Genomic DNA, 21,046 nt, shown 5'->3' on the forward strand with positions numbered 1-21,046 from the left:
GATTGACGAGTCGCTAGCATGACCGGCTGCCACGGCGCTGCTGCCGTGGTTGCTTCAGTGCGCGCAGAAGCGCCTGTGGCCGTCGTTCACAGCACCCGTGGCTCTGGTTCCAGCAGCACGCCGAAACGCGCCTGTACGCCCGCCTGGACGTGCTGCGCCACATCCCACAGCTGAGCCCCGGTAGCGCTGCCGTGGTTGACCAGGACCAGCGCGTGCTGTTCCGACACGCCGGCATCGCCCTGGCGGAATCCTTTCAGTCCGGCCGATTCGATCAACCACGCGGCGGAAAGCTTGCAGTGGTCCGCTCCCGCGGGCCAGGCCGGCATGCCCGGATGCGCGGCCTTGAGCGCCTGCGCCACGCCGGCTTCGACGATGGGGTTCTTGAAGAAGCTGCCGGCGTTGCCGATGACCGCCGGATCCGGCAGTTTGCGCCGGCGCAGCCGCGTGACAGCCTCGGCAATCAGCGTGGCGGTCGGCGTTGCCACGCCCATGCGGGCCAGCTCGTCGCCGATGCCGGCGTAGTCGGTTCGCAACGTCCCCTGGCGCGGCAGACGCAACACCACGGCGGTGACAATCCAGCGGTCCGGCTCGTGCTTGAAGCACGAGTCCCGGTAGGCAAAGCGGCAATCGGCATTGCCCAGCCGCACGATGCAGCCTTGGCGACGATCGTAGGCTTCGACGGCGTGAATCACGTCGCACACCTCCACGCCGTAGGCGCCGATGTTCTGGATCGGCGCTGCACCGACCATGCCCGGGATCAGCACGAGGTTCTCCAGCCCGGAAAATCCCTTCGCCAGGGTCCAGTGGACCAGATCGTTCCAGCTTTCGCCGGCCGCCACGTGCAGCAGGGCGCTGTCACCGTCGTCCTCCAGCACGTTGATGCCGCGGGTACCGAGGTTCAGGACCACGCCCGGGAAATCGCGCGTGAAAAGCAGATTGCTGCCCTCGCCCAGCGGCAGCAGCGGCAGGCTGCGCACCAGCGGAAACGCCAGCACCTCCGCCAGTGCCGTGCTGTCACGCACGTCGACCAGCAGGTTTGCGCGGGCCGCCACGCGGAACGTGTTGCGGCCATTCAATGCGGCGTCTTCGAGGATGGTGTAGCCGGGGCCGTCGAAACGTGCCGGCGCAACGGTAAAACTCATTCGGAATGCCCGCGTCGAGGAGTTCGTCAAGCGATGGATCGTGTGAAGGCGACGGCGTCAGCGGCGCGACGGGCCCACGAGCGGGCGCAGGGCGTCGACGCATTCGCCAATCAGCGCAGGTCCGCGATAGACCATGCCCGTGTAGATCTGCACCAGGCTCGCGCCGGCCTCGACCTTCTTCTGCGCGTCCGTACCCGCGAGAATACCGCCCACACCGATCAGCGGGATGCGGCCAGACAACCGTTGCGCCATGCCCTGCAGCACCGCGGTAGAGCGTTCGAAGACCGGCCGCCCGGAAAGACCACCGGCTTCGCCGGCATACCGATGGCCGGCGACGGCCTGGCGGTCGACGGTCGTATTGGTGCAGATCAGGCCATCGATCTGCGTGGCGAGCAGCACGTCGGCGATCGCATCCAGCTCGGCCGCAGTGAGGTCCGGAGCAATCTTCAGGAACATCGGCTTGCGCGCGCCGTGCTGCGCCGCGAGTTGTTCCTGGCGTTCACGCAGCGTGCTGATGAAGCGCTTGAGTGTTTCCTCTTCCTGCAGATCACGCAGCCCCTGGGTGTTGGGCGAGGAGATGTTGACGGTGACGTAGCTGGCGCGTGGGTAGACCCGCTCCAGGCAGTGCAGGTAGTCGTCGACGGCGCGCTCGTTGGGGGTGTCCTTGTTCTTGCCGATGTTGATGCCGAGCACGCCGGAGAATTTCGCGCATTCTGTATTTTTGACAAGTGCGTCAACGCCGGCGTTGTTGAAGCCGAGCCGGTTGATCACGGCATCGTACTCGGGCAGGCGGAACATGCGTGGCTTCGGATTGCCGGCCTGCGGCCGCGGCGTGGTGGTTCCTACTTCGATGAAGCCGAACCCGAGTGATGCCAGTGCATCGACGTGGGCGGCATTCTTGTCCAGTCCTGCGGCAAGTCCGACGGGGTTGGGAAACGGAATGCCGCAGACCGTCACCGGCAGCGGCGCGGGACGCGACGCCAGTAGCGGATTCACGCCGCTGCGGTAGGCAGCTTCCAGGCCGAGCAGGCCATAGTCGTGGGCTTTTTCGGCGTCCAGCAGGAACAGGAAAGGGCGGGCCAGGGAATACACGGGCGGGTTCTCGGTGGGTTTGCCGCGCGCGATCGGCACGGCCGGGAGAAAGGCGCGCGGAGCATAGCGGACCGGCGTCACCGACTCAAAGCGTTGCGCGGCCGTTTTCAAGCCCATTCGCGGGCATCCGCCGTGCGCCTGCACGATGTGAAGCATTGCGAAACCGGCGGGGCGTCTGCGGATGCGTCTTGAGCGGCCGTGTCCGCCTCGCCTAGTGTGTGCGGGCGGCGGCCACGACGGACCGCCGCACGGTTCGCCGCGGCGCGCGGCGTTCAGGGGGAATCGATGGCACCAGGGTGCGCGATGCGCCGGTCCGGGTATTGGCCCGACGAGGCAGGGCGGAGCAGCTCGTTCCTGCGTCCGCGGCGGGCGCGTATGCCGGTCGGCGGGGATCCCTCATGATGTTCCGCGCAGGCGCCGCGACAGGTCTGCGCAGCGGGCGGATGTCCGCGGTGGTGGCTGCCGGTGCAGGTGGCGCCACGGCGCCGCCGGTCCCGACGATCGACCTGGCGCTCCTGCATTCCATCACGCCCGCGGCGGGCCCGGGTGGTGCCCCGGTCAACGTTCGCGTCGATGTGGTGAACAACGGACCCGCGACGGGCACGAATGTCGTGGTGACCGATGCCTTGCCGCCGGGTTATCGGTTTATCGCGGCCGTCACGAGTGCCGGCCATTTCGTTCCCGAGTCCGGCCGGTGGCATGTGGGTACCCTGCGGGCCGGCGGCAGCCAGACCATGACGCTGACGGCGCTGCGCGACAGCGATGGTGTCGATGCGGTCCGGGCGCGCGTGAGTGCCGTCGAATACGACGTCGACCTGGCCAACAACGCCAGCGCCCCGAACCAGTTGTCGCCGACGAACGGTTGGTCCGATGGCCTGCTGATGTGTGCCGCCGTCTGCGTGGTCGTGTTGGTAGTGATGCTGGCCGGGATCGTGCGACGCAACTGGTGTGCGCGTCGCGGAGAAAAGTCCGCGAAGCTTCGCGGTGAATAGACGGCTATACGGCCATTCGTTGCCGCACCATCCAATGATCACGATTTGTAGCGCGGCGTCGGCGCTGGCATGATTTCGATGTTTGCGCCGGCGATAGGTGATGTCGTCACAATTTGTTGACGTCTGCGCGGTATCGCGCGGTTCCAGTCGACTGCGTACGGTAAAGATTGTTGCCATCGATACATTTCTTCACGGCAATGGCCTTGATTCGGGGCTTGCCCCTCTTCCCGTAGCGCACTGACGCGCCGAAGATGGGCTGGACGTTTCGTCGCTACGCGGCCACTTCGCACGACGATATGTCGGAACGGCACGGGCAGCCGGTGGGTCTGGCCAAGCGGAGGAGCACAGGTATGAATCGTCGAGAATCGATGGCGTTGCCCGGATTGCCGGCCTACGCCACCGCGCCGTTGCAACGTTCGGGGGGGCGACGTCACGCGATGGCGTCAGCCGCAGTCGCTGTGCTCGCACCGGAGGCGTGCGTGACCCAGTTGGTCGCAGCGCTGGATCCGGCGCACGCGGAAGTTGTGGCCTGCGGAGGCCTCGAAGGTGTACTGCGGCTCGCGGCGGCGGGACGGCTGGGCATGGTCGTGGTCCACACCGGCATTGGCGACGAGGCCACTGTGGAGTTCGTTGCCGCGCGCCTGGACGAGCGGCTGCACCGGGTGCCGACCCTTGTCATCATGCCCGAGGGCGAGGTGGTCCCGGAGGGGTTGGCCGCCGCGGCGGGTGCGCTGGATTTCCTGGCCTCGCCTTGCAGCGCGGCGGAGCTGCGCATCCGCTCGACCTGTCTTCTGGAACACTACGACGGCACCCGCCACTTGTCGCAGGCGCCGGTGAGCAATACCGATCCCTATGTGTTCCGGATGCATCCGCGCACGGTTGAATTGCACGGTGCCCGTGTGCTGCTCACGCCGCGCGAGTTCGATATCGCCCTGCACCTGTTCCGAAGACCCGGAAAGGTACTGAGCCGCGAAGCATTGCACGAGGCCGTCTGTCATGGCCCGCTCGGCGAAAAAGGACGGGCCATCGAGGTGCACGTCAATGCCATCCGCCGCAAGCTGGGGCTCAACGGGCAGCATGGCTGGCTGCTCGCCACCCTGCGCGGGCTGGGGTATTTCCTGGAGCGTGCCGAGGCGGTGTAGCCGCGCGGCGTCGATCGACGCGGATGATGCAGCGCGCCCACGGTGCGGCGCGATGAGGCCGGCGCGGGAGGCACGGCCGAAGGGGCGGCGGCAGCTGGGCCGCCGCCCGCGGTGACGACTTACACCGTGAACTTGATACCCTGGGCCAGCGGCAGCGCGTCGGAGTAGTTGATCGTGTTGGTCTGGCGGCGCATGTAGGCCTTCCAGGAATCCGAGCCGGATTCGCGGCCGCCGCCGGTCTCCTTCTCGCCGCCGAAGGCGCCGCCGATCTCGGCGCCGGAGGTGCCGATATTGACGTTGGCGATGCCGCAGTCCGAACCGGCCGCCGTCAGGAACTGCTCGGCCACCTTCAGATTCTGCGTGAAGATCGCCGACGACAGGCCCTGGGGCACGCCGTTCTGCAGCTCCAGCGCCTCATCGATCGAGGTGAACGGCATGACGTAGAGGATCGGGGCGAAGGTTTCGGTCTGCACCACGTCGTCGCTGTTCTTCACGCCGGTGATGATGGTCGGCAGCACGAAATTGCCCGGACGATCCAGCGCTGTGCCGCCGGTCCGCACGGTACCGCCGCTGGCCTTGGCTTTTTCCACCGCGGCGAGGAAGCGCTGCACCGAGGCCTTGTCGGTCAGCGGACCCATGAGGGTGGTTGCCTGGGTCGGGTCGCCGATCTTGGACTCCACCTGCTTGTAGGCATTGACCAGCTTGCCGACGACGTCCTCCATGATCGATTCGTGCACGAACAGGCGGCGCGTGGTGGTGCAGCGCTGGCCGGCCGTGCCGACGGCGCCGAACACGATGGCCGGGATCGCCAGCTTCAGGTCGGCGGTCTGGTCGACGATGATGGCATTGTTGCCGCCCAGCTCGAGCAGGCTGCGGCCCATGCGCTTGGCGACGCGCTCACCGACCAGGCGGCCGACGTGGGTGGAACCGGTGAAGCTGACCAGCGGGATGCGGCGATCGTCGACGAACTTCTGCGCCAGGTCGGTGCCAGCGTCATTGAACAGGAAGAAGATGTCCGGGAAACCGCCGGCCTTGAGCGCATCGTTGCAGATCCGCATCGCGGCGATGGCCGAGAGCGGAGTCTTGGGCGAGGGCTTCCACACGGTGATGTTGCCGCAGATGGCGGCGAGGAAGGAGTTCCATGCCCACACGGCCACCGGGAAGTTGAAGGCGCTGATCACGGCGACGATGCCCAGCGGGTGCCACTGTTCGTACATGCGATGGCCCGGGCGCTCCGAGTGCATCGTGTTGCCGTAGAGCATGCGGCTCTGGCCGACGGCGAAATCGGCGATATCGATCATTTCCTGCACTTCGCCGTCGCCTTCCGGCTTGATTTTGCCCATTTCCAGGGCGACCAGCGAACCCAGGGCGTCCTTGTGGCGGCGCAGCGCTTCGCCGCACAGGCGCACGGCTTCGCCGCGCAGCGGGGCTGGCGTGGTGCGCCAGGTTTTGAAGGCTTCCTGGGCGCGGGTCATGATGGTTTCGTAGTCCGCATCGGAGCTGGCCTGCACGCGGGCAATAACTTCGTTGTTGCTCGGATTGATGGCTTCGAGCACGCCGGCGCTGGCGGTCTTGGACCATTCGCCGTTGCCGAGGTAGGTGCCGGAATTCATCTCGGTCAGGCCGAGGGCGGAAAGGATCGAGGCGGACATGGAAGCTCCGAAGGGCAGGTAAGCGGGCGCCGGACGGCGCGAAAGACTGCCAATTCTAGCAGAGCGTCCGTGGCGCGGTCGGGTGCGTGGCCGCCCCGGGAACCCCGTGCGCGGCGGCGTGGGCGTGCAGTGGCGCGCGGTTGCGCCCTGCGCCGGAGTTGGCTCCATCGGGTCGGCGACAAATGGCTCCATCGGGCGCCGGGGCTGGCCCAGCGCGGGCCGTTGCGCGGGCCGTCGTCGCGGTGATCGGCGGCTGGCCCTTGAAACGCCGGGGCGGCCCGGCAGGCGGAATCCGCCACGGGGCCGGTCTCGGCGATCCGTCCGTTATAGGCGTCTTCCGTCGGGAAGGCAAAAGTAATTTGCGAAATATCGCATATGTACGAAAAGACTTTTTCTATACAGGCCCCGGGGGCATACTGGCCCTGCATCGACGAGAGGGAGCGCTATGACCGTACACTGGTTCGAAGATGTCGTCGGCAACGTGGTCATCCTGGACTACGCCAAGTATCCCGACAGCGAGCACTATTGGTTGCACCGCACCACGCAACCGGAACTGACCGAAGACGAATGCGTCCGTTTCGAGGAGGCAGCCACCGCGGGCGATGTATCGCGCGTGGCCACCATCATCTCGGCCCTGCCCGATGACCGGTGTGGTTTCCAGGTCGCCTGCAGCAGCCTGAGCCGCGACGATCTGGCTGCCGTGTTCCTGGAGTTCGAGGACGAGCCTTCCGCCGCCACGCGTATCGCGCGCTGCGAAGAGCGACAGCCCTGGTTCTGAGGTGTCGCAGTGCACCATCGCCGCCGTTGCGGCGATGGTGCAGTCAGGCCTCTAGTGCTTCACTGCATACCACGACGCCACCACGCCCGCCGGCGCGGTGCCGGTCTTGCCGTCCGGGCTGGTGGTCGGATGCGGAATGGCGCGGACGATCGAGCCCACCATCGCGGTTTTCTGGTTGACGCCGTTGGGCCAGGCCGGCACCAGCCAGCCGACGTAGTCGTAGATCCACTCCGCGCCACCCACCACGCCCTTGCCCTGGAAGCGGATCTCCATCGGGTTGCCGTAGCTGCGTGATCCCGTGAGCGCCAGCTGCCAGCCGGGCCCGCCAATCGTGCCGACCAGGATGGCCGGATCGGCTGACATGATCTGGATCGTGCCCGAGCCGAACAGCAGGTCGTTCGGCGCCACCTGCAGGTCCGGATCGTTGAGAAAGCTGCGATAGCTCCAGCTGCCGACGAAGAGGCCCTCCACATCGTTCATGGCAGCGTTCCCGTGTGGATCCGCTCGCGTGCCGACCTGGCCGGTTGCACGGCGGGCGCTGCCTTGGGCGAGGCCTTCTTAGCGCCGTTGGCCGAATCGGCGGCGGGCGGTACGGGGCAGGGAAGACTCGCGCCGTTGAGGCAGTTGGCCGTGAGGAAGCCCCAGACGAAATCGGTCTGAAGGACGGTCAGCGCCGGCGGCTGATTGCTGGCGTAGTAAAGATTCGGGTCCGGTGTGCCGTTCTCGCTCTGCAGGTAGCCCGTCTCGTTGAGGGAGTTGACGAATACCCCGAGCGCCAGCGGAATCGTACCCTTTGCCGTGGTGCCCGCGCGCGCGTGGCAGGTGATGCAGGACGAGGTCTGCATGAAGCCCCCTTCGGTCACCGAATTGCCCAGCAGTGTGGTGCCGCCGGTCGAGTCGGTGAATTCGGTCTGCGAGCCTTTCAGGCGATAGCTCAGCCAGGCCCGGTCGGCGGGCGTGGGGGCCTGGGTTTCGGGATTGTCATAGCTGGCCTTGGCGGTGCCGATACCCATTCCCTGGAAGATGGCGCTCAGGCCTTCCGAGCGCGGACCGCTCGGATACACCTGGTTGAGCTTGAAGATCCAGCTGGCCAGGTCCAGGTCATCGCACTGTTCAAAGGGCGTGGTGTAGTTGGTGGCCTGGTTGGCGCCGACCTTGTCCGCCGTGCTGTAGCCGTAGGAGTCGTTGCAGCCGATGTAGTCGCAGCGGCCGGGATTGTTGACGTGTTCCCAGGTTGCCCAGAGCCAGTTGGGAATGTCCTTGGACGAGATATGCATGGCCACCAGCCAGTGCTCGCCCTTGACGAGAATTGAACCGTTGTTGTCGGTCACGCGCGTGTTGATCGTCATCTTGATGTACGGCGCGTTCGGATCGTCACGCAGGCCCAGTGCCTGGGCCCGGCCCTTCTCGAGCCAGTTGCTCTTGATCATCACGGCGTCGATCGGGAAATCGATCTCGGTCAGCGCGCCGGCCGTGGAGGTGAGCCGGTACGGAAGCCCCGCCGTCGATCCGCTGATGTTTGCCGCATTGCGATTGAATACGGCCGCGATGCCTTCCTGGTGGTAGATGTCGTTACGGAACACGAAATCGAACATGGACTTGTTGCGGAACACGATTTCCGCCATCGACTGGCGGATGTCGCGGCCGGTGTCGTCAATGTTCGGCGCGCGCAGGTTGCCATCACTGTTACGCCGGCCCATCGCGTTGAAGTGGGCCTTCGACAAAGGGCCGGCCTCGCGCAGGCGCGGCGCGCCCTCGCCCAGGTGGTCACCCGGGAAATACGGGCAGTTGACCGCCGGATTCTCCTTGTCGGTGTAGCCGGGGTTGCTGTTGGACGATGGGTTGCAGCAGTTGGTGGTGACCTTGTCCGTGCAGATCGGCAGCGGCTTGTTCGGCCAGGTCTGCTGGTCGGCCGCCCAGCGGTTCCAGAATTCCTGCGTGACGGCGTCGGCGAAGAGTTTCCAGGCGGCCATGTCCGGGCAGCTCATGGCCGGGTTGCTGACGGCCGGATCGACGACGATCTTGCCGTCCACCACGCGCATGGCGCAGGCCGCGGCATCCTTGGGTTTGCTGTTGAAATACATGACGCCCGGGATGTTGTTCGTCGCGGGCGAGATGGAGCCGTTGGTCGTCTTGTCCTTGCAAACGGGATCGGCGGCAAACGTCGCCGACCATCCGCACAGCATCGAGACGACAGCTGTGCCCCAGAGCATTGCGCGTTTCATAGTCTACCCCTTGGCTGGTTGGAACCGTCGATGACGATCCGCACGGGCGCAGGCCGGTACGCCGGCCATCGCATTCGTAGTGGCTAGCGGTCGAACGACCCGGTAGGTTCGACCCATGGGCAAAGCGCGGCAATAAGCAAAAGGCTATCAACGGAAAACGCTGCACGGATGACGCCGCGCAATAAAAGAATGAACGCAAAATAGCAGCAAAAGCAAGTAATGAAAGAATGTGTGCGGTGTCGGGCATGGGGCAGCGCGGATAGGGGCATCCTATGGATTCCCCTTGAGGGCCCAGGATGTGTCTATCGATGTTGGCTCGGGCTGCCAGTACTGCTATTGGCGCTTCAGTGGCGGTGTGACGCTCTGTCCAGCAAAAAGCCGCAGGCACTGACGGGTGTGGTACATGTCGATGCGTCGGTGTATCACCGCAGCATTGCCATCGGCGCGGCGCGGGGCTGTGTGTCGGTTCGGCCGGGTGATGGGAACGCGCTGGAGGCCACCATTCGCGTTTCTGATTTCTCCCACTTGTCAGCCATTGTGGCGCGACCGCGCCGCGTGTTCGATCTGGCGGCGGATCCCCTGGCGATTGGTGAACATCTGAAGGGCGACAGCTTGCTCGCAGGGCTTGTGACAGCACGCCCGGGTATTCGAGTGGCCGGCCCATGGGATGGCTTCGAGCGCGCGGTGCGTACCGTGCTTTGCTGGCAGTGCACTGATAGCAGCGCACAAACCGGCGCCGCGCTGGTCGCCGCGCTCGGCGAGCCTTGCCGTGACAGTGGCGCTGCTGGCATCACGCGGCAGTTTCCCGATCCTGCGCAGGTGTCCGCATCACCGCTGGATAGACTCGGGATTTCTGTCGCACAGCGGCGTGCCATCGCGGCGATTGCTCGCATGGCGGTTGTCGATCCGCATGCATTCGATGCGGGCGACAGCCTTGAGGAGGGTGTGCAGCGCCTTACCGAGCGCGCTGGCGTTGATGAACCCCTTGCGCACGAGATCGCCCTGCGGCTCTGGCGTGAGACCGATGTGTTTGCGCACCAGGACGAGGCCGTGTTGCGGGCAGTAGCAGGATGCATTGCCTCGGTTGGTGAGTTGATCGAACGGGCAGAGGCATGGCGTCCGTGGCGAGCGTATGCGGCCAATCAGCTGCGCGCAGCGATGCCTAGCCGGTGAGAGGTCGACGTCGCTGGCGGCACTGTTGAGATCATCCAACGCGCTGTGGGGAGAGGATCATGCGCGCTCACCGCCTTGCCTTTGTGCTGGCAGTTCTTGGACTGGGTGTCTCGCCGGTTGCGCAGTCCTGGGGGAAGTTTGGCCACCTCACCGTCTGCGATCTGGCCTATCGCAACCTGACTCCCGACGCGCGGGTGGCACTGCAGACGCTGATGCGCAGCCACAGCGGTGGCATCCTCGTCAAAGGCAAGGGCAATGTGCCGGATCGCACGTACACGTCGTTCAATGTCGGGTGCCTGGAAGAAGACGAAGTACCGCGCAAGCATCCGAGCGATCACTTCATCAATATCGACCGTTCGACGACGGCGATCCATGAAGCCTGCCCCAACGGCACTGAGTGCATTCTTGCCGGTATCCAGCGCGATTTCGGCATCCTGAAAGACGCCGGCCGCACGGATGAAGAGCGCGTGTTCTCCCTGATGTCACTCGGTCACTGGATCGGGGACATCCACCAGCCGCTGCATATCTCCTTCGCCGACGACCGCGGCGGAAACTGGATCAAGGTGCAGATGCAGGCCCGCTGCGGCACCTCGGGTTATCGCCCCGACAGCCTGCACGCGGTCTGGGATAACTGCCTTCTTGAAGCGCGGATGTTCGAGCGCGTACGCCAGAGGGTCGATTTCAAGACGACGTGGGGGCGGCGCACCATCACCTACCGGGCCGTCGATACCTTGCTCGCGAATACCTCGCTGGCCGAGGAAAAGTCCTTTCTCGGCGCCGACGCCCGCGCCTGGGCGGACGAGTCGTACCAGGTCACGCTGCAACCCGACGTGAAGTACTGCGTGAAGGAAGGCAGTGAATGCCACTATTCCACGACGCAGCCCACCCTCGATTCCCAGGACAACCAGCGAACGCAGCCCATCAACGCCGCCTACCTCACGGCCTTTGGTGCGGTCGCCGAAGACCGCGTGCGCCGGGCGGGCTTTCGGCTCGCGGACCTCATCAACCAGGCGCTGGATCCGAACTACGCCGGGCCGGTTGCGGACGCGCCGCAGCGCGAATGACGCTCACGGACAACTTCCAAGGGCCGCATTACCCCCAAACCAACCTTTCCTGCTGGCTGTTGTTGCGCAGACAACCGTAGCGAGTCCCGGGCTTCCCGCCAGGATGGATTCGCAACCGGGGCCGGTGCCGTACACCGTGATTTCGCGGCACGCGTACCGATAGCTGCTGCCCGTTCTGGCGAGTGTGCTGACGAAGGTTCCGCTGGGGAGGAAACGCCCGCCCAGCACCTGCTCCAGACGCATGACCTTGTCGTAGGTCAGCTGGTAGCCGATACCAGGGCGTCCGTTGGCGTCATCGTCCAACGCTTCCGCGTCGTCCCGAATACCCGCTTGCTTCACGGTCTCGCGTAAGTCATCTAACTCACGGTCGTCGTGAGAGTACGCCGCCAGCATCAGTTCATCGTTGGCCGTAAAGCGGGTTTGTATCAGCATGGCGAACTCCAGTCAGCAGTAGCCGAAGAAGACGCAGGCACTACGCACGGCGAGCAGGGCGATCAGCACGATCGTACCGGTCAGGTAGGCGGCGAAAGAACACAGCCGTGATCGTCGTGCGGTGGCGTCCAGCCTGTGGTAGTCGTTGTTCAGATGGGCCTGAATGGCGTGCGGATAAAGGGTGTCGATCAGGCTGTCCAGCCGTTCCTGCGCGAGTCGCAACGCGCGGCCGGGCTCCGCCGTAGTCAATTCGTTCTCTGCCGTTGCAATGCGCTGCAGCGTCTGGTGGTCTTTGACGAGCTGAGTCCGCACGATCTCCAACCGGCGATGGGGATTGGAACGCAGATAGATGTCATACATGTCCTGGATGTAGTCGCGTGCCGAGGCATAGCGCTTGATCTCATCGGGACACTGGTACTGATAGACGGCGATACCGATGGCGTAGAACACGCTGGCCGCATACAGCCAGCGCACGCTCATCGGTAACATCGGTTCCGAGCTGAAGTGGAGCACCTGCGCCAGGATCGGCACCGCGATCAACACCACATAAGACACATTGAAGTAGTGGACTTCGCCGAAACCACGGATGGTGCTCCATTTCGGATCAATGGCCATGCCTTCATCCCGGATGCCACGGAACGATCCACGAGGCAGGGCGGGGTATGTCGGTCGCCACAGCCACGGTGTCGCGGAGTATCAAACTGGAAAGAGCGGCATGCAAGGCGACCGCGTCAGGGCTGGCGACCTGGCGATAGCGTGTTTGCCTGGTGTGGCCATCTCGGCAGGTTTCCGTGCCATGGCGGCCTCAGCGGCACCGACGGGTTCTCCGGTATCGGTCCACATCAACACCAGGTCCGCCGTGACGCCGGTGCAACGCACTGCCGGCCTTCCTTGATGAATCGAAATTAACCGCGCGCGATCGGCGGTCAACGGCCGGTTTGCGTTCGCGTTGGGGATCCCCTTGTCCAAATCCGGGAAAAATGGACACGGCACTGTATTCCTCGTCCATACGACCGTTGTGGCGAGGCTATACAGCGCTGGTCGGCAGTTCATGACGTGGCAGCGGCGTTCCGCCCTCGTCATTCCTGAACAGAAGGGCCGAACCCCACTCAAGGACTACTCCATGAGCAAGATTGCTCGCTACTCCCAGACAAACCCCGTCCGCCAACGCCTGAAGCGCTTTCCAAACCGGCACGCACTCGCCGGTGTTCCCGTGTTGTACGGCATGCTTTGCGCTACCGCCGCCGCAACCGGCCTGCAGCCCGAACCGATCCCCCATGTGTTCCTCGGCAACGACAGCTTTATCAACGATGCCGTCGGGCAGCCTGATGGCGGCCTAGTGGTTTCCGGCATCTTCCATCGCATCAATGGGGTTCCGCGCAACCATGTGGCGCGCCTGCTACCCAATGGGGAGCTTGATCCGCAATGGCAGCCGGACATCGTGCCGGCATCCACCGGTGCGGTCGCCACGGACGCGACCAGCGTGTATATCGCGAGTGAATCGGGGATCACCCGATTTCCGCCCAGCGGTCCGGCCATTGCCGATTCCCAGTGGGGCGTCGGCATCGACGGTGCGTATCGCGGGCTCGTGCTCCGGGATGGATGGTTGTACGCGCGAAGTTTTGATGAGCCGATGAACGTTGATCTGATCCGACGGTTCCTCATCGGGACAGGCAATGCGGATCCGACCTGGAACGTGCCCGCCGGCGGCTATGTGTTTGATATGGATTTCGATGAGCGGGGAAACCTCTTTGTCGTGGGGGCGTTCAGCGACATCGGCGGGACGGCCCGCAACGGGTTGGCCAAGCTGAACCCCGATGGCGAGGTCGACCCGGTGTGGGACCCGGCTGCGCCACCGGCCGACCGCTACGTGGAACTGGCAGTCCACGCGGACAAGGTGATTGTTCGCGGCAGCTATGGGCAGCTCGGCGGGTAGGCCGCGACCAACCTCGCGCGCGTATCCGCCATTACCGGCGCGCTCGACACGACCTGGCATCCGGCGATCACGGATGAACCCACCGCAATCACGATCGACGCGCAGGGCGACCTCATCGCCGCCTACCGGCCGCCGCTGGCGCTGCGACGCTACGCAAAAGCAGACGGCAGCGACATGCCGGGCTGGCTGGCGCCCCGCCTCTACGCCAGTACCTTGACGCTCGATAAGGACACAGTCCTGCTCAATGGCGGCTTTGACGTTGATGGGCGCCTTAATCCGGGTGTCTGGCGCCTGGGCACCAACGGCCAGGTGATCGGCAAAGGTGTTCACGCGGAAGTCGCCACCGACGTACTGAGTGTTGCGCGGGATTCCCGTGGTGGCACGGTGCTGGGGGGCTACTTTCGCAATGCCAACGGGGAATCGCGCACCGACGTGGCTCGCCTGAATGCAGACGGCAGTCTCGATGAGAATTGGCATCCTGTGCTCGATGGCGTCGTTACTGCCATGGCGACGGGCCCTTCCGGGAGTGTCTTCATTCTGGGCAATTTCAACAACGTCGACGGCGTACGCCGCGCTGGCCTCGCCAAGCTGCTGGCGGACGGATCACTCGACCGTAGCTGGAGCCCCGCATTGGGTTTCATTCCCGTGACGATGACCTTGGACGCGAATGGCGACCTTTACGTCGGCGGCAATGCCCGATCCGCTCAGCCCGACCAGCCCGTGCATGCTGTGCGGCACGTGTCGTCGGCTACCGGTGCGATCAACACGCAGTGGGCGCCTACGTTTGTCGAGACGGCGGACCGCCCCGGCGTCAGGGTTCGTCGCATTGCCCTCCAGCAGGACTATCTCTTTGTCGAAGGTGATTTCAGCCGGGTCAACGCGACTGATCGCAATGGCCTGGTGAAGATTTCAACGGCCGGCACGGGCGACGTCGACTCGCACTGGAACCCGCCCGTTGATGGCTACATCAGGGACATGGACGTGGACGGCGTGGATGGCATCTACATCGGTGGCGTCCAGTATGTGGACGATGAGGCGTATCCCTTTCTCGGCCGGTTTTCCACGCAGGGCGCAGGACTGCCGGACATGCGCTGGGGCGTGAAGCTGGATCCCGGTGGCGAGGTCGCAGACGTTGTCGTCGGTGCCGATGGTTCAGTCTACTTCAATGGTTCAAGCGGCAAAGCCTGGAGTATTCCTTTCGCCGCCGGCCTGGCGAAGTTCGATCGCCAGGGCAACCTCGACACTCAGTGGAACCCCGCTCTTGTCGATGCACGCATCGTCGGCACCGACAGCGACGGCATCTATGTGGGCGCAGCTCTGATGAAATTCGGCGACACCGCGCGCAACAGTGTCGCCAAGCTGCCCTACAATACCGACGCCATCTTCCGTGACGGCTTCCAGTAGGTACCGTCAGTGAACATACCGAAGGGCGGTGCGATGCCGTCCTTCGGGGAACGGGATCACGCGCACCCGCACGCGTCGCCAGGCCGCAGCCTCTGTGCTCACCGCCGTGTAGATCGGTCGGATCGCGGCGGCGACGACCTTGCGGTCCTTCAGCTGGCCAGCTCAGGGCTGCTGTGGATCAGATGCACGACGGAAGTCTGTACCGTTGTTCGGGAACACGGATTCGATGGCCACCGGCCGGCCATTCCATCAAAGGATTTAGATGCGCCGTGCACGCCGTTTCGCGGTTCCCGTCCCTGGCCGACGCTTGAGGTCAGCGGGCGAGGCACGTCGGTGAGCTGCGCCAGCTGTGCTAAAACAGCGCGAAATACGGCCAATCGAAGCGGCGCGCTATGACGCAAGCCATTGAAGATGGCGGCCCCGATACGATTCGAACGTACGACCTTCCCCTTAGGAGGGGGACGCTCTATCCAGCTGAGCTACGGGGCCTTGAGATCCGGCGATTGATGGCCATCTCGGCGGCGCCGCCGCTTGCGGCAGGCTGGCCGGATGGCGGCGGCATTCTAACCGGGGCAGGGGGCAAAGGCGACGGGTGTCGCTTTCCACCCTGGCCGTGCGGACCGTGCCGCTGGCATCGTCCGCGGGCCCCGTTGTCCTCGCCGGTCGCTGTGATCGAATCCCAAGACAAGGAAATGCCATGACGTTGCCTGTACATGATGTCGCTGTCGGTACCTTTGCCCTGATGCTGCGGAACCTGTCGAAATTTCTCGACAAGGCCGAGGCGCATGCCACGAACAAGGGATTCGACGTCGCTGTGCTGGTCGGCGCGCGGCTGGCGCCGGACATGCTGCCGCTATCGCGCCAGATCCAGATCGCCAGCGACATGGCCAAGGGCGCCGCGGCGCGGCTGTCCGGCACGGAAATTCCGGTCTTCGAGGACACCGAGAGCACGCTGGCCGAGTTGCGCGAGCGCATCGAGAAGACCATCCGCTTTGTCGAGGGGATCGATCCGGCGAAGTTTGTCGGCGGCGAGTTCCGGGATATCACGATCCAGGTGCGCGATCGCACGTTCGAATTCAAGGGCCAGGTGTACCTGGCGACCTGGGCCTTGCCGAATTTCTATTTCCACGTCACCACGGCCTACAACATCCTGCGCCACAACGGCGTGGATCTGGGCAAACGCGATTTTCTCGGGCTGGTATGATGCGCGCCTGCAGCCGGGGCAGCGCCCCGGCTGCCTGACTGGCGCCCCCGGGCGCGGTCCATCCAGCGGCGACCGGGACGGCCCGGCTGATCGAACTTCCCCACGAGGACGACCTCGCTGTTTCCGCGAGGTGTGTGATGTCCTGGATCCTGTTGTTTCTGGCCGGCCTGGCCGAGGTGTGCTGGGCGCTCGCCCTGCGCTATTGCGATGGCTGGTCACGCCCCTTGCCCCTGGCGGTCGCGTTGGCGGGGCTGGTCGCGAGCGTGATCCTTCTCGCCCTGGCTGTCAGGGAGGTTCCGCTTGGCACGGCGTATGCGGTCTGGACGGCCATCGGCGTGGTCGGTACCACCCTTGCCGGCATCCTCTGGTGGAAAGAAGTACCGGACCTGTCCCGGCTGGTCTGTCTGGCGCTGATCGTGGCCGGCGTGATCGGCCTGAAGTGGACGTCCGGCTGACGCTACAGACGTTTACGCCGGCGCCCGCTTTGCCCGTCTGGAGGGCAGGAGTAAGCTGGTCCGGCAGATGCCGCACCGTTGCGGTCTCGCCGGCGGCGCGCAGGCCGATGCGTGCTGGTCGACAGGCTCCCGGGCGGCAATCCGTCGGTGCCGATGACGCTCCGCGTCACGCGCCTGTCCCGCGCGGGAGCCGGATCTCCCGCGTCCGCTCGCCATCGGTCGCGTTCCGCGCGGATGGGAACCGACCCGGGAGATCACCATGTCCGAGCCACGTCTGCAGCAGTTCCTGCACGAGAACCACATCCAGTTCCAGACCATCCATCATTCGCGAGCCGTTACCGCCCGCGAGACAGCGCAACGCGCGCACGTTCCCGACAGTGCCCTGGCCAAGACGGTCGTCGTCAAGCTCGACGGTCGCCTGGCGATGGTGGTGCTGGCCGCCAACCAGCGCCTGGATCTGAGCGCGCTCAAGGAGGCCACCGGCGCAGGGTCGGCCGAACTGGCGCCCGAGTCCGAGTTCGCGCCGCTGTTCCCCGATTGCGAAACCGGCGCCATGCCGCCGTTCGGGAATCTCTACGGCATGGATGTGTATGTGGATGAAAGCCTGACCGACGACGATGAGATCGCCTTCAATGCGGGCACGCATACCGAGCTCATCCGGATTCCCTACGCGCTGTTCGAGCAGCTGGTGCATCCGCGCCACCTGCGGCGCGTGCATCGCATCACGCATTGAGAGAGCCGCCTGGCCGCCCCCTTGAGCCAAGGGGGCGTTGGCCCATTCTGCGCTTCCCGGCGCAGGGCGCCCCGGGGCGGGCCCGTTTGCTCGCCAGCCACGTGGACCGCTCGCCGTGGTGACGTGACGGCGGGATCCGTCCGCCTGCGCTCCGTGGCGCATTCCGACAATTAATGGATTTGCCGGCGCTGTATACACGCGGCGTCTCGACGACCGCGTCTGTCTGTCCTGCCCGTGTCGCGATGTCGTCGTCCCGGCGAAACGACTGTGTCATCGGAAGTACCTAGCTTTTCCATACTCCGGCGTCCGTTTGTGCGCATCCGTGGGGTGTGACGGATCTGCACCAGGGAATGCCGGCTTTCATTGTCGGAAAACGAGGGAGTCTGAGAATGCGCTTAGCGGGAGTGATCGGCGTAGGGATGTTGGCGTTCGCGGTGTCGCAGCAGGCGGGTGCCTGGTCGCAGGAGACGCACCGGCGCATCGTCCTGGATGCGGTTCAATACATGAAGAACAATCCGGCCACCACGCGCTACGCCAAGCTCGCGGCGTGGGCGCAGAGCGGTGGCGTCACGGTGGACCAGCTGGCGCAGACGATAGGACAGTCCGCCTACGACGTGGACGACTTCCAGGACACCTACATCTGTGGCGCCATCACCGGCGACTGCCAGCGCGCGCCGCTGTGGTCCCTGGCCGCTTCCCTGGCGCACTACACCTCGTTCTGGCATTTCCAGAACCACACGCGCGGCGCCGACGTGCACGGCAATGACTTTGGCGGCTACGACTACAGCCGCATGGCCCACCGCGGCGATGTCGACGAACTGGCTGCCGGCTGGCTGTGGAACGATCATCTGGACGACGGCAGCGGCGGCATGCGCGGCTTCTTCTCCGATGGTTCCAAGTACAACACCTACGGCATTACCGAGCGCAACTACCGCATCGGTAGCACGTCAACGGCGCAGATGTACGCCGACTACCAGAACTTCCCCTTCCAGCCTATCGACAATCTCGCCCAGTACTGGTGGTCGCAGTTCCTCAGCCGCCCGACGCCGCAGACCGTGGGCTACGTGCTGCATGCCACCGACCTGGTGCAGCCGCATCACACCTGGATGACCAGCGGCAACAACCATTCGGCGTGGGAGGGCTGGGTCAACGACTACTACTACAGCGAAGGCTTTAACAATCCGGCGCTGGTCACCGCAGCCCTGCAGGACGGCACGTTCACCCAGTGCGGCAGCACTGCTGCGACGGATATCCGGCCACTTCTGACCCAGGGCGGTGCTTACTCGTACCGCATCGGCGGCGTGGTGCTGTCGTCGACGGCCCACGATGACCGCTCGCGGATCGCACGGCAGGCGATTCCCCATGCCATCGCTATGACGGTGTCCGTGCTCAATTGCGCGGCCGAGCGCGTCGCGCGGGTGCCCTGATTCATGCGCTGTGATTCGGCTGCAGGTGCGCCGCCCCGCTGGGGGCGGCGCGTTCTGGCGCTGCTGTGCCTGGTCCTGGGCAGCACGGCGGTCGGCGCAGGTGAAGGAACGCCAGCGTTGACGGTGGGCGCTGCCCGGTTCGAACCACGCACGCTGTCGGTGCTGATTGACTATGCCCGGCGCGAAAGCCCCAAAATGCCCGTCGACCGGATCGTCGACGACATCGTCGAACGGCGCATCCTCGGCGACTATGCCCGCGAACACTACGATGACGCCACGCTGTTTCCCGAGCAGCGCGTCGGCTTCGCGCCCGATGTCCTGATCGAAGACCAGCTGACATCCCTGATCCAGGGCAGCTTCCGCGAGCCGCTGGGTGCCGCCCTGCGGAAGGATTATGGCGATGACGCCAGTGGCGCCATCCTGGAGACGCCGGTGCTGTCGCGCGGTGCGCTCGTTGCGGTCCTCGGCGAGCCGGGGGCGCTGCGGCTGGACTACGCGCTCGACGCCACGGCAGCCGCAAAGGCGCGCGAAGTGGTCGTCCTGCGCTACCAGTTGCGTGGCGAGGCCGAGGCTGTGATCTCGCTGTACGACGTATATCGCCGGCAGAACGTCCAGGGACGCATGCAGCTGCATGGGCTGGACGACGACTTCCTGCGCGCGCAGGCCCGCCAGCACCTGATGGGACGGATGACGCGGCACTGGGCGCACACCACACTGGGTGGCCGGGTTGTCGACGAGCTGGAGCGAACGTTGCGTGACCGCGAATACACGCGCGCGCTGCGCGGGCAGTTCGGCATCGGCGCGGATATTCACGACGTCAGTGACTACCTGGGCCAGCTGCGTGCACGCGTGACGCCGGAGGAAGTCGGCGCCTGGTACGACGCACACCGCGACCAGTTCCAGCAGGTCGCGCGGGTGCGGGCCAGTCATATCCGGGTCGCCGATGAGGCCACCGCGCAGAAGGTGGCCGCCCTGCTCAAGCCGGATGGCAGCAATTTCGGCGAGATCGCCAGACAGCATTCCGTTGCGCCCGACGCCGCCGCCGGCGGACAGCTGGGGTGGCTCGCGCGAAGGAACGACACCCATTGGCTCACCGAGCTCGTGTTCGCGCAGCGACCTGGACGGATCGGCGTGCCGGTACGCGAGCCCGCACCGGCGGATGCAGCCGCGGCGTGGGAGATTCCGTTCGTCCACGAACAGGCGATCGAACCGTTTCCGCGCGATTCGGAGACGGTGAGGTACCAGGCATCGGTCGCCATCGCCCAGCACCGCGCCCGGGCCGAGTACACCGCGCTGCGTGACCGGTTGCGCGCGGCGACGACGGTCGTCGTCGCGCCCGCCAGGGACGGCTGACATGCGACTGCGCGGATACGCTGCACTGGCAGCAGGGCTGGTCGCCAGTGCGACGGCGCTATGGACAGGACAGCGCGACGAGGGTGTTGCCACAACCGCGGGGGCGGCGTCCGTGCCTGATCCTGCGGGCCTTCAGACCGGACAGATGCCACCGACGCTGCCGCGTCCGGCTGCGCTCACACCGTCCGGGCCAGCGGGTACCGCGCCCTCGCGCCAGCCATTTGTCGCTACGCCCGTTCGGGTACCCGGCGTCGCCGCCGAGGATGCCGAAAGCCTCGCCCAGGCGATGAATGGTGGCGATCCGCGTACGCCGCCGCTCGCGCCCGACCGGCACGAATTCCGTCGCGAGCCGCCCACGCCGGTGGAACTGGCAGATCCTCAGGCTTACCGGCGTTACGAGTCGCGCCAGCAGGCAGCGATGTACGCGGCCTTCGAGCGCGAGGCCGGCATCGCGCTGGCCGGCATGCAGCAGGATCTGCAGCGCGCGCGGGCGATGGGCCTGGATCCGGCGCAGCTGGCGGAAGGCGAGGACAAGATGGCCAGGCTGGCAGACACCCTGGACCGTCTGCGACGCGACGAGCTGGTCCCTGCGGCCGATGCATCGGAAACGCCTGTCCCAGTGGTCACTGATACGCCGATGCACTGAAATCGGCTAAGTAGATTAATACACAAGCGCCGGATTGCCGTGTTGCGTACGGTCGCGCATTTGTCAAAAATCCTTGCGCATGCGCGAGGGAAAGGCGCGCATCCCGGCAGCGCGCCCCCTTACGATCACTGGATGCCGCCAGGATGGGGCGTGGGTTGCCCAGGAGGGGGTGCCCGCGCACGGCATAGCCCGGCCG

20 protein-coding genes, 1 tRNA gene and 1 pseudogene are annotated in these 21,046 nt (G+C 65.4%); 13 read left to right on the forward strand and 9 right to left on the reverse strand.

Annotated features, from left to right (window positions below):
- Window positions 1-86 precede the first annotated feature (86 nt).
- Both murB and N4264_RS09060 read right to left on the reverse strand, forming a co-directional pair.
- The gene (gene murB / locus N4264_RS09055; RefSeq protein WP_261696716.1) at window positions 87-1,142 is read right to left on the reverse strand and encodes a UDP-N-acetylmuramate dehydrogenase; all 1,056 of its coding nucleotides are present in this window, start codon (window positions 1,140-1,142) and stop codon (window positions 87-89) included.
- A 57-nt stretch (window positions 1,143-1,199) separates the two neighbouring features.
- A complete protein-coding gene (locus tag N4264_RS09060) occupies window positions 1,200-2,234 on the reverse strand; it encodes a quinone-dependent dihydroorotate dehydrogenase (RefSeq protein WP_261697602.1) in 1,035 nt (344 codons plus the stop codon).
- Between the two features lie 398 nt (window positions 2,235-2,632).
- Between N4264_RS09060 and N4264_RS09065 the strand changes: the two genes are divergently transcribed.
- On the forward strand, window positions 2,633-3,226 hold the full coding sequence (locus N4264_RS09065) for a DUF11 domain-containing protein (protein ID WP_261696717.1): 594 nt from the start codon (window positions 2,633-2,635) through the stop codon (window positions 3,224-3,226).
- A 350-nt stretch (window positions 3,227-3,576) separates the two neighbouring features.
- Window positions 3,577-4,368 (forward strand): winged helix-turn-helix transcriptional regulator, encoded by a 792-nt coding sequence (locus N4264_RS09070; RefSeq protein ID WP_261696718.1) that lies wholly within the window; start codon window positions 3,577-3,579, stop codon window positions 4,366-4,368.
- 119 nt (window positions 4,369-4,487) lie between these two features.
- Here the strand turns inward: N4264_RS09070 and amaB are convergent, their stop codons facing one another.
- Window positions 4,488-6,020, reverse strand: coding sequence for an L-piperidine-6-carboxylate dehydrogenase (amaB, locus tag N4264_RS09075; RefSeq protein WP_261696719.1), 1,533 nt, complete (start codon window positions 6,018-6,020; stop codon window positions 4,488-4,490).
- Window positions 6,021-6,465: 445 nt separating this feature from the next.
- Between amaB and N4264_RS09080 the strand changes: the two genes are divergently transcribed.
- The gene (locus N4264_RS09080) at window positions 6,466-6,798 is read left to right on the forward strand and encodes a hypothetical protein (protein ID WP_261696720.1); all 333 of its coding nucleotides are present in this window, start codon (window positions 6,466-6,468) and stop codon (window positions 6,796-6,798) included.
- Window positions 6,799-6,849: 51 nt separating this feature from the next.
- Here N4264_RS09080 and N4264_RS09085 read toward each other — a convergent pair whose 3' ends face one another.
- Entirely contained in the window at window positions 6,850-7,278 is a 429-nt protein-coding gene (locus N4264_RS09085; protein WP_261696721.1) for a hypothetical protein, read from the reverse strand.
- Window positions 7,275-9,023, reverse strand: coding sequence for a hypothetical protein (locus N4264_RS09090; protein WP_261696722.1), 1,749 nt, complete (start codon window positions 9,021-9,023; stop codon window positions 7,275-7,277). The genes N4264_RS09085 and N4264_RS09090 overlap by 4 nt, the downstream gene beginning before the upstream one ends.
- 219 nt (window positions 9,024-9,242) lie before the next feature.
- Here N4264_RS09090 and N4264_RS09095 point away from each other — a divergent pair, with 219 nt between their 5' ends.
- Window positions 9,243-10,196: a DNA-3-methyladenine glycosylase family protein gene (locus N4264_RS09095; protein ID WP_261696723.1), complete on the forward strand. Its 954-nt coding sequence runs from the start codon at window positions 9,243-9,245 to the stop codon at window positions 10,194-10,196.
- A 59-nt stretch (window positions 10,197-10,255) separates the two neighbouring features.
- Window positions 10,256-11,260 (forward strand): S1/P1 nuclease, encoded by a 1,005-nt coding sequence (locus tag N4264_RS09100; protein ID WP_261696724.1) that lies wholly within the window; start codon window positions 10,256-10,258, stop codon window positions 11,258-11,260.
- Between the two features lie 3 nt (window positions 11,261-11,263).
- Here N4264_RS09100 and N4264_RS09105 read toward each other — a convergent pair whose 3' ends face one another.
- Window positions 11,264-11,692, reverse strand: a complete 429-nt coding sequence (locus N4264_RS09105; RefSeq protein WP_261696725.1) for a hypothetical protein — start codon at window positions 11,690-11,692, stop codon at window positions 11,264-11,266.
- Window positions 11,693-11,704: 12 nt separating this feature from the next.
- Window positions 11,705-12,307 (reverse strand): hypothetical protein, encoded by a 603-nt coding sequence (locus N4264_RS09110; protein ID WP_261696726.1) that lies wholly within the window; start codon window positions 12,305-12,307, stop codon window positions 11,705-11,707.
- A 508-nt stretch (window positions 12,308-12,815) separates the two neighbouring features.
- Between N4264_RS09110 and N4264_RS09115 the strand changes: the two genes are divergently transcribed.
- Both N4264_RS09115 and N4264_RS09120 read left to right on the forward strand, forming a co-directional pair.
- Window positions 12,816-13,628, forward strand: a complete 813-nt coding sequence (locus tag N4264_RS09115; RefSeq protein WP_261696727.1) for a delta-60 repeat domain-containing protein — start codon at window positions 12,816-12,818, stop codon at window positions 13,626-13,628.
- Window positions 13,629-13,802: 174 nt separating this feature from the next.
- A complete protein-coding gene (locus N4264_RS09120) occupies window positions 13,803-15,032 on the forward strand; it encodes a delta-60 repeat domain-containing protein (protein WP_261696728.1) in 1,230 nt (409 codons plus the stop codon).
- A 48-nt stretch (window positions 15,033-15,080) separates the two neighbouring features.
- On the opposite strand, the pseudogene N4264_RS09125 reads toward N4264_RS09120, so the two are convergent.
- Window positions 15,081-15,275, reverse strand: a pseudogene (locus N4264_RS09125) (transposase); the annotation flags it as partial.
- 169 nt (window positions 15,276-15,444) lie between these two features.
- Window positions 15,445-15,521 (reverse strand) — tRNA-Arg (locus N4264_RS09130).
- A 208-nt stretch (window positions 15,522-15,729) separates the two neighbouring features.
- On the opposite strand from N4264_RS09130, the gene N4264_RS09135 reads away from it, so the two are divergent.
- The 6 genes from N4264_RS09135 to N4264_RS09160 all read left to right on the forward strand — a co-directional run bounded on the left by N4264_RS09135 (window position 15,730) and on the right by N4264_RS09160 (window position 20,850).
- On the forward strand, window positions 15,730-16,236 hold the full coding sequence (locus N4264_RS09135; protein WP_261696729.1) for a DUF1993 domain-containing protein: 507 nt from the start codon (window positions 15,730-15,732) through the stop codon (window positions 16,234-16,236).
- 137 nt (window positions 16,237-16,373) lie between these two features.
- Entirely contained in the window at window positions 16,374-16,691 is a 318-nt protein-coding gene (locus N4264_RS09140; RefSeq protein ID WP_261696730.1) for a DMT family transporter, read from the forward strand.
- A gap of 259 nt (window positions 16,692-16,950) precedes the next feature.
- Window positions 16,951-17,424, forward strand: coding sequence for an aminoacyl-tRNA deacylase (locus tag N4264_RS09145; RefSeq protein ID WP_261696731.1), 474 nt, complete (start codon window positions 16,951-16,953; stop codon window positions 17,422-17,424).
- A 389-nt stretch (window positions 17,425-17,813) separates the two neighbouring features.
- Entirely contained in the window at window positions 17,814-18,851 is a 1,038-nt protein-coding gene (locus tag N4264_RS09150) for a phospholipase C/P1 nuclease family protein (protein ID WP_261696732.1), read from the forward strand.
- A gap of 3 nt (window positions 18,852-18,854) precedes the next feature.
- Window positions 18,855-20,204: a peptidylprolyl isomerase gene (locus N4264_RS09155; RefSeq protein WP_261696733.1), complete on the forward strand. Its 1,350-nt coding sequence runs from the start codon at window positions 18,855-18,857 to the stop codon at window positions 20,202-20,204.
- 1 nt (window position 20,205) lies between these two features.
- Complete coding sequence (locus tag N4264_RS09160) at window positions 20,206-20,850, forward strand: hypothetical protein (protein ID WP_261696734.1); 645 nt, start codon at window positions 20,206-20,208, stop codon at window positions 20,848-20,850.
- Window positions 20,851-21,046: the final 196 nt, after the last annotated feature.

The organism is Tahibacter amnicola (assembly GCF_025398735.1).
GTDB classification, from domain to species: domain Bacteria; phylum Pseudomonadota; class Gammaproteobacteria; order Xanthomonadales; family Rhodanobacteraceae; genus Tahibacter; species Tahibacter amnicola.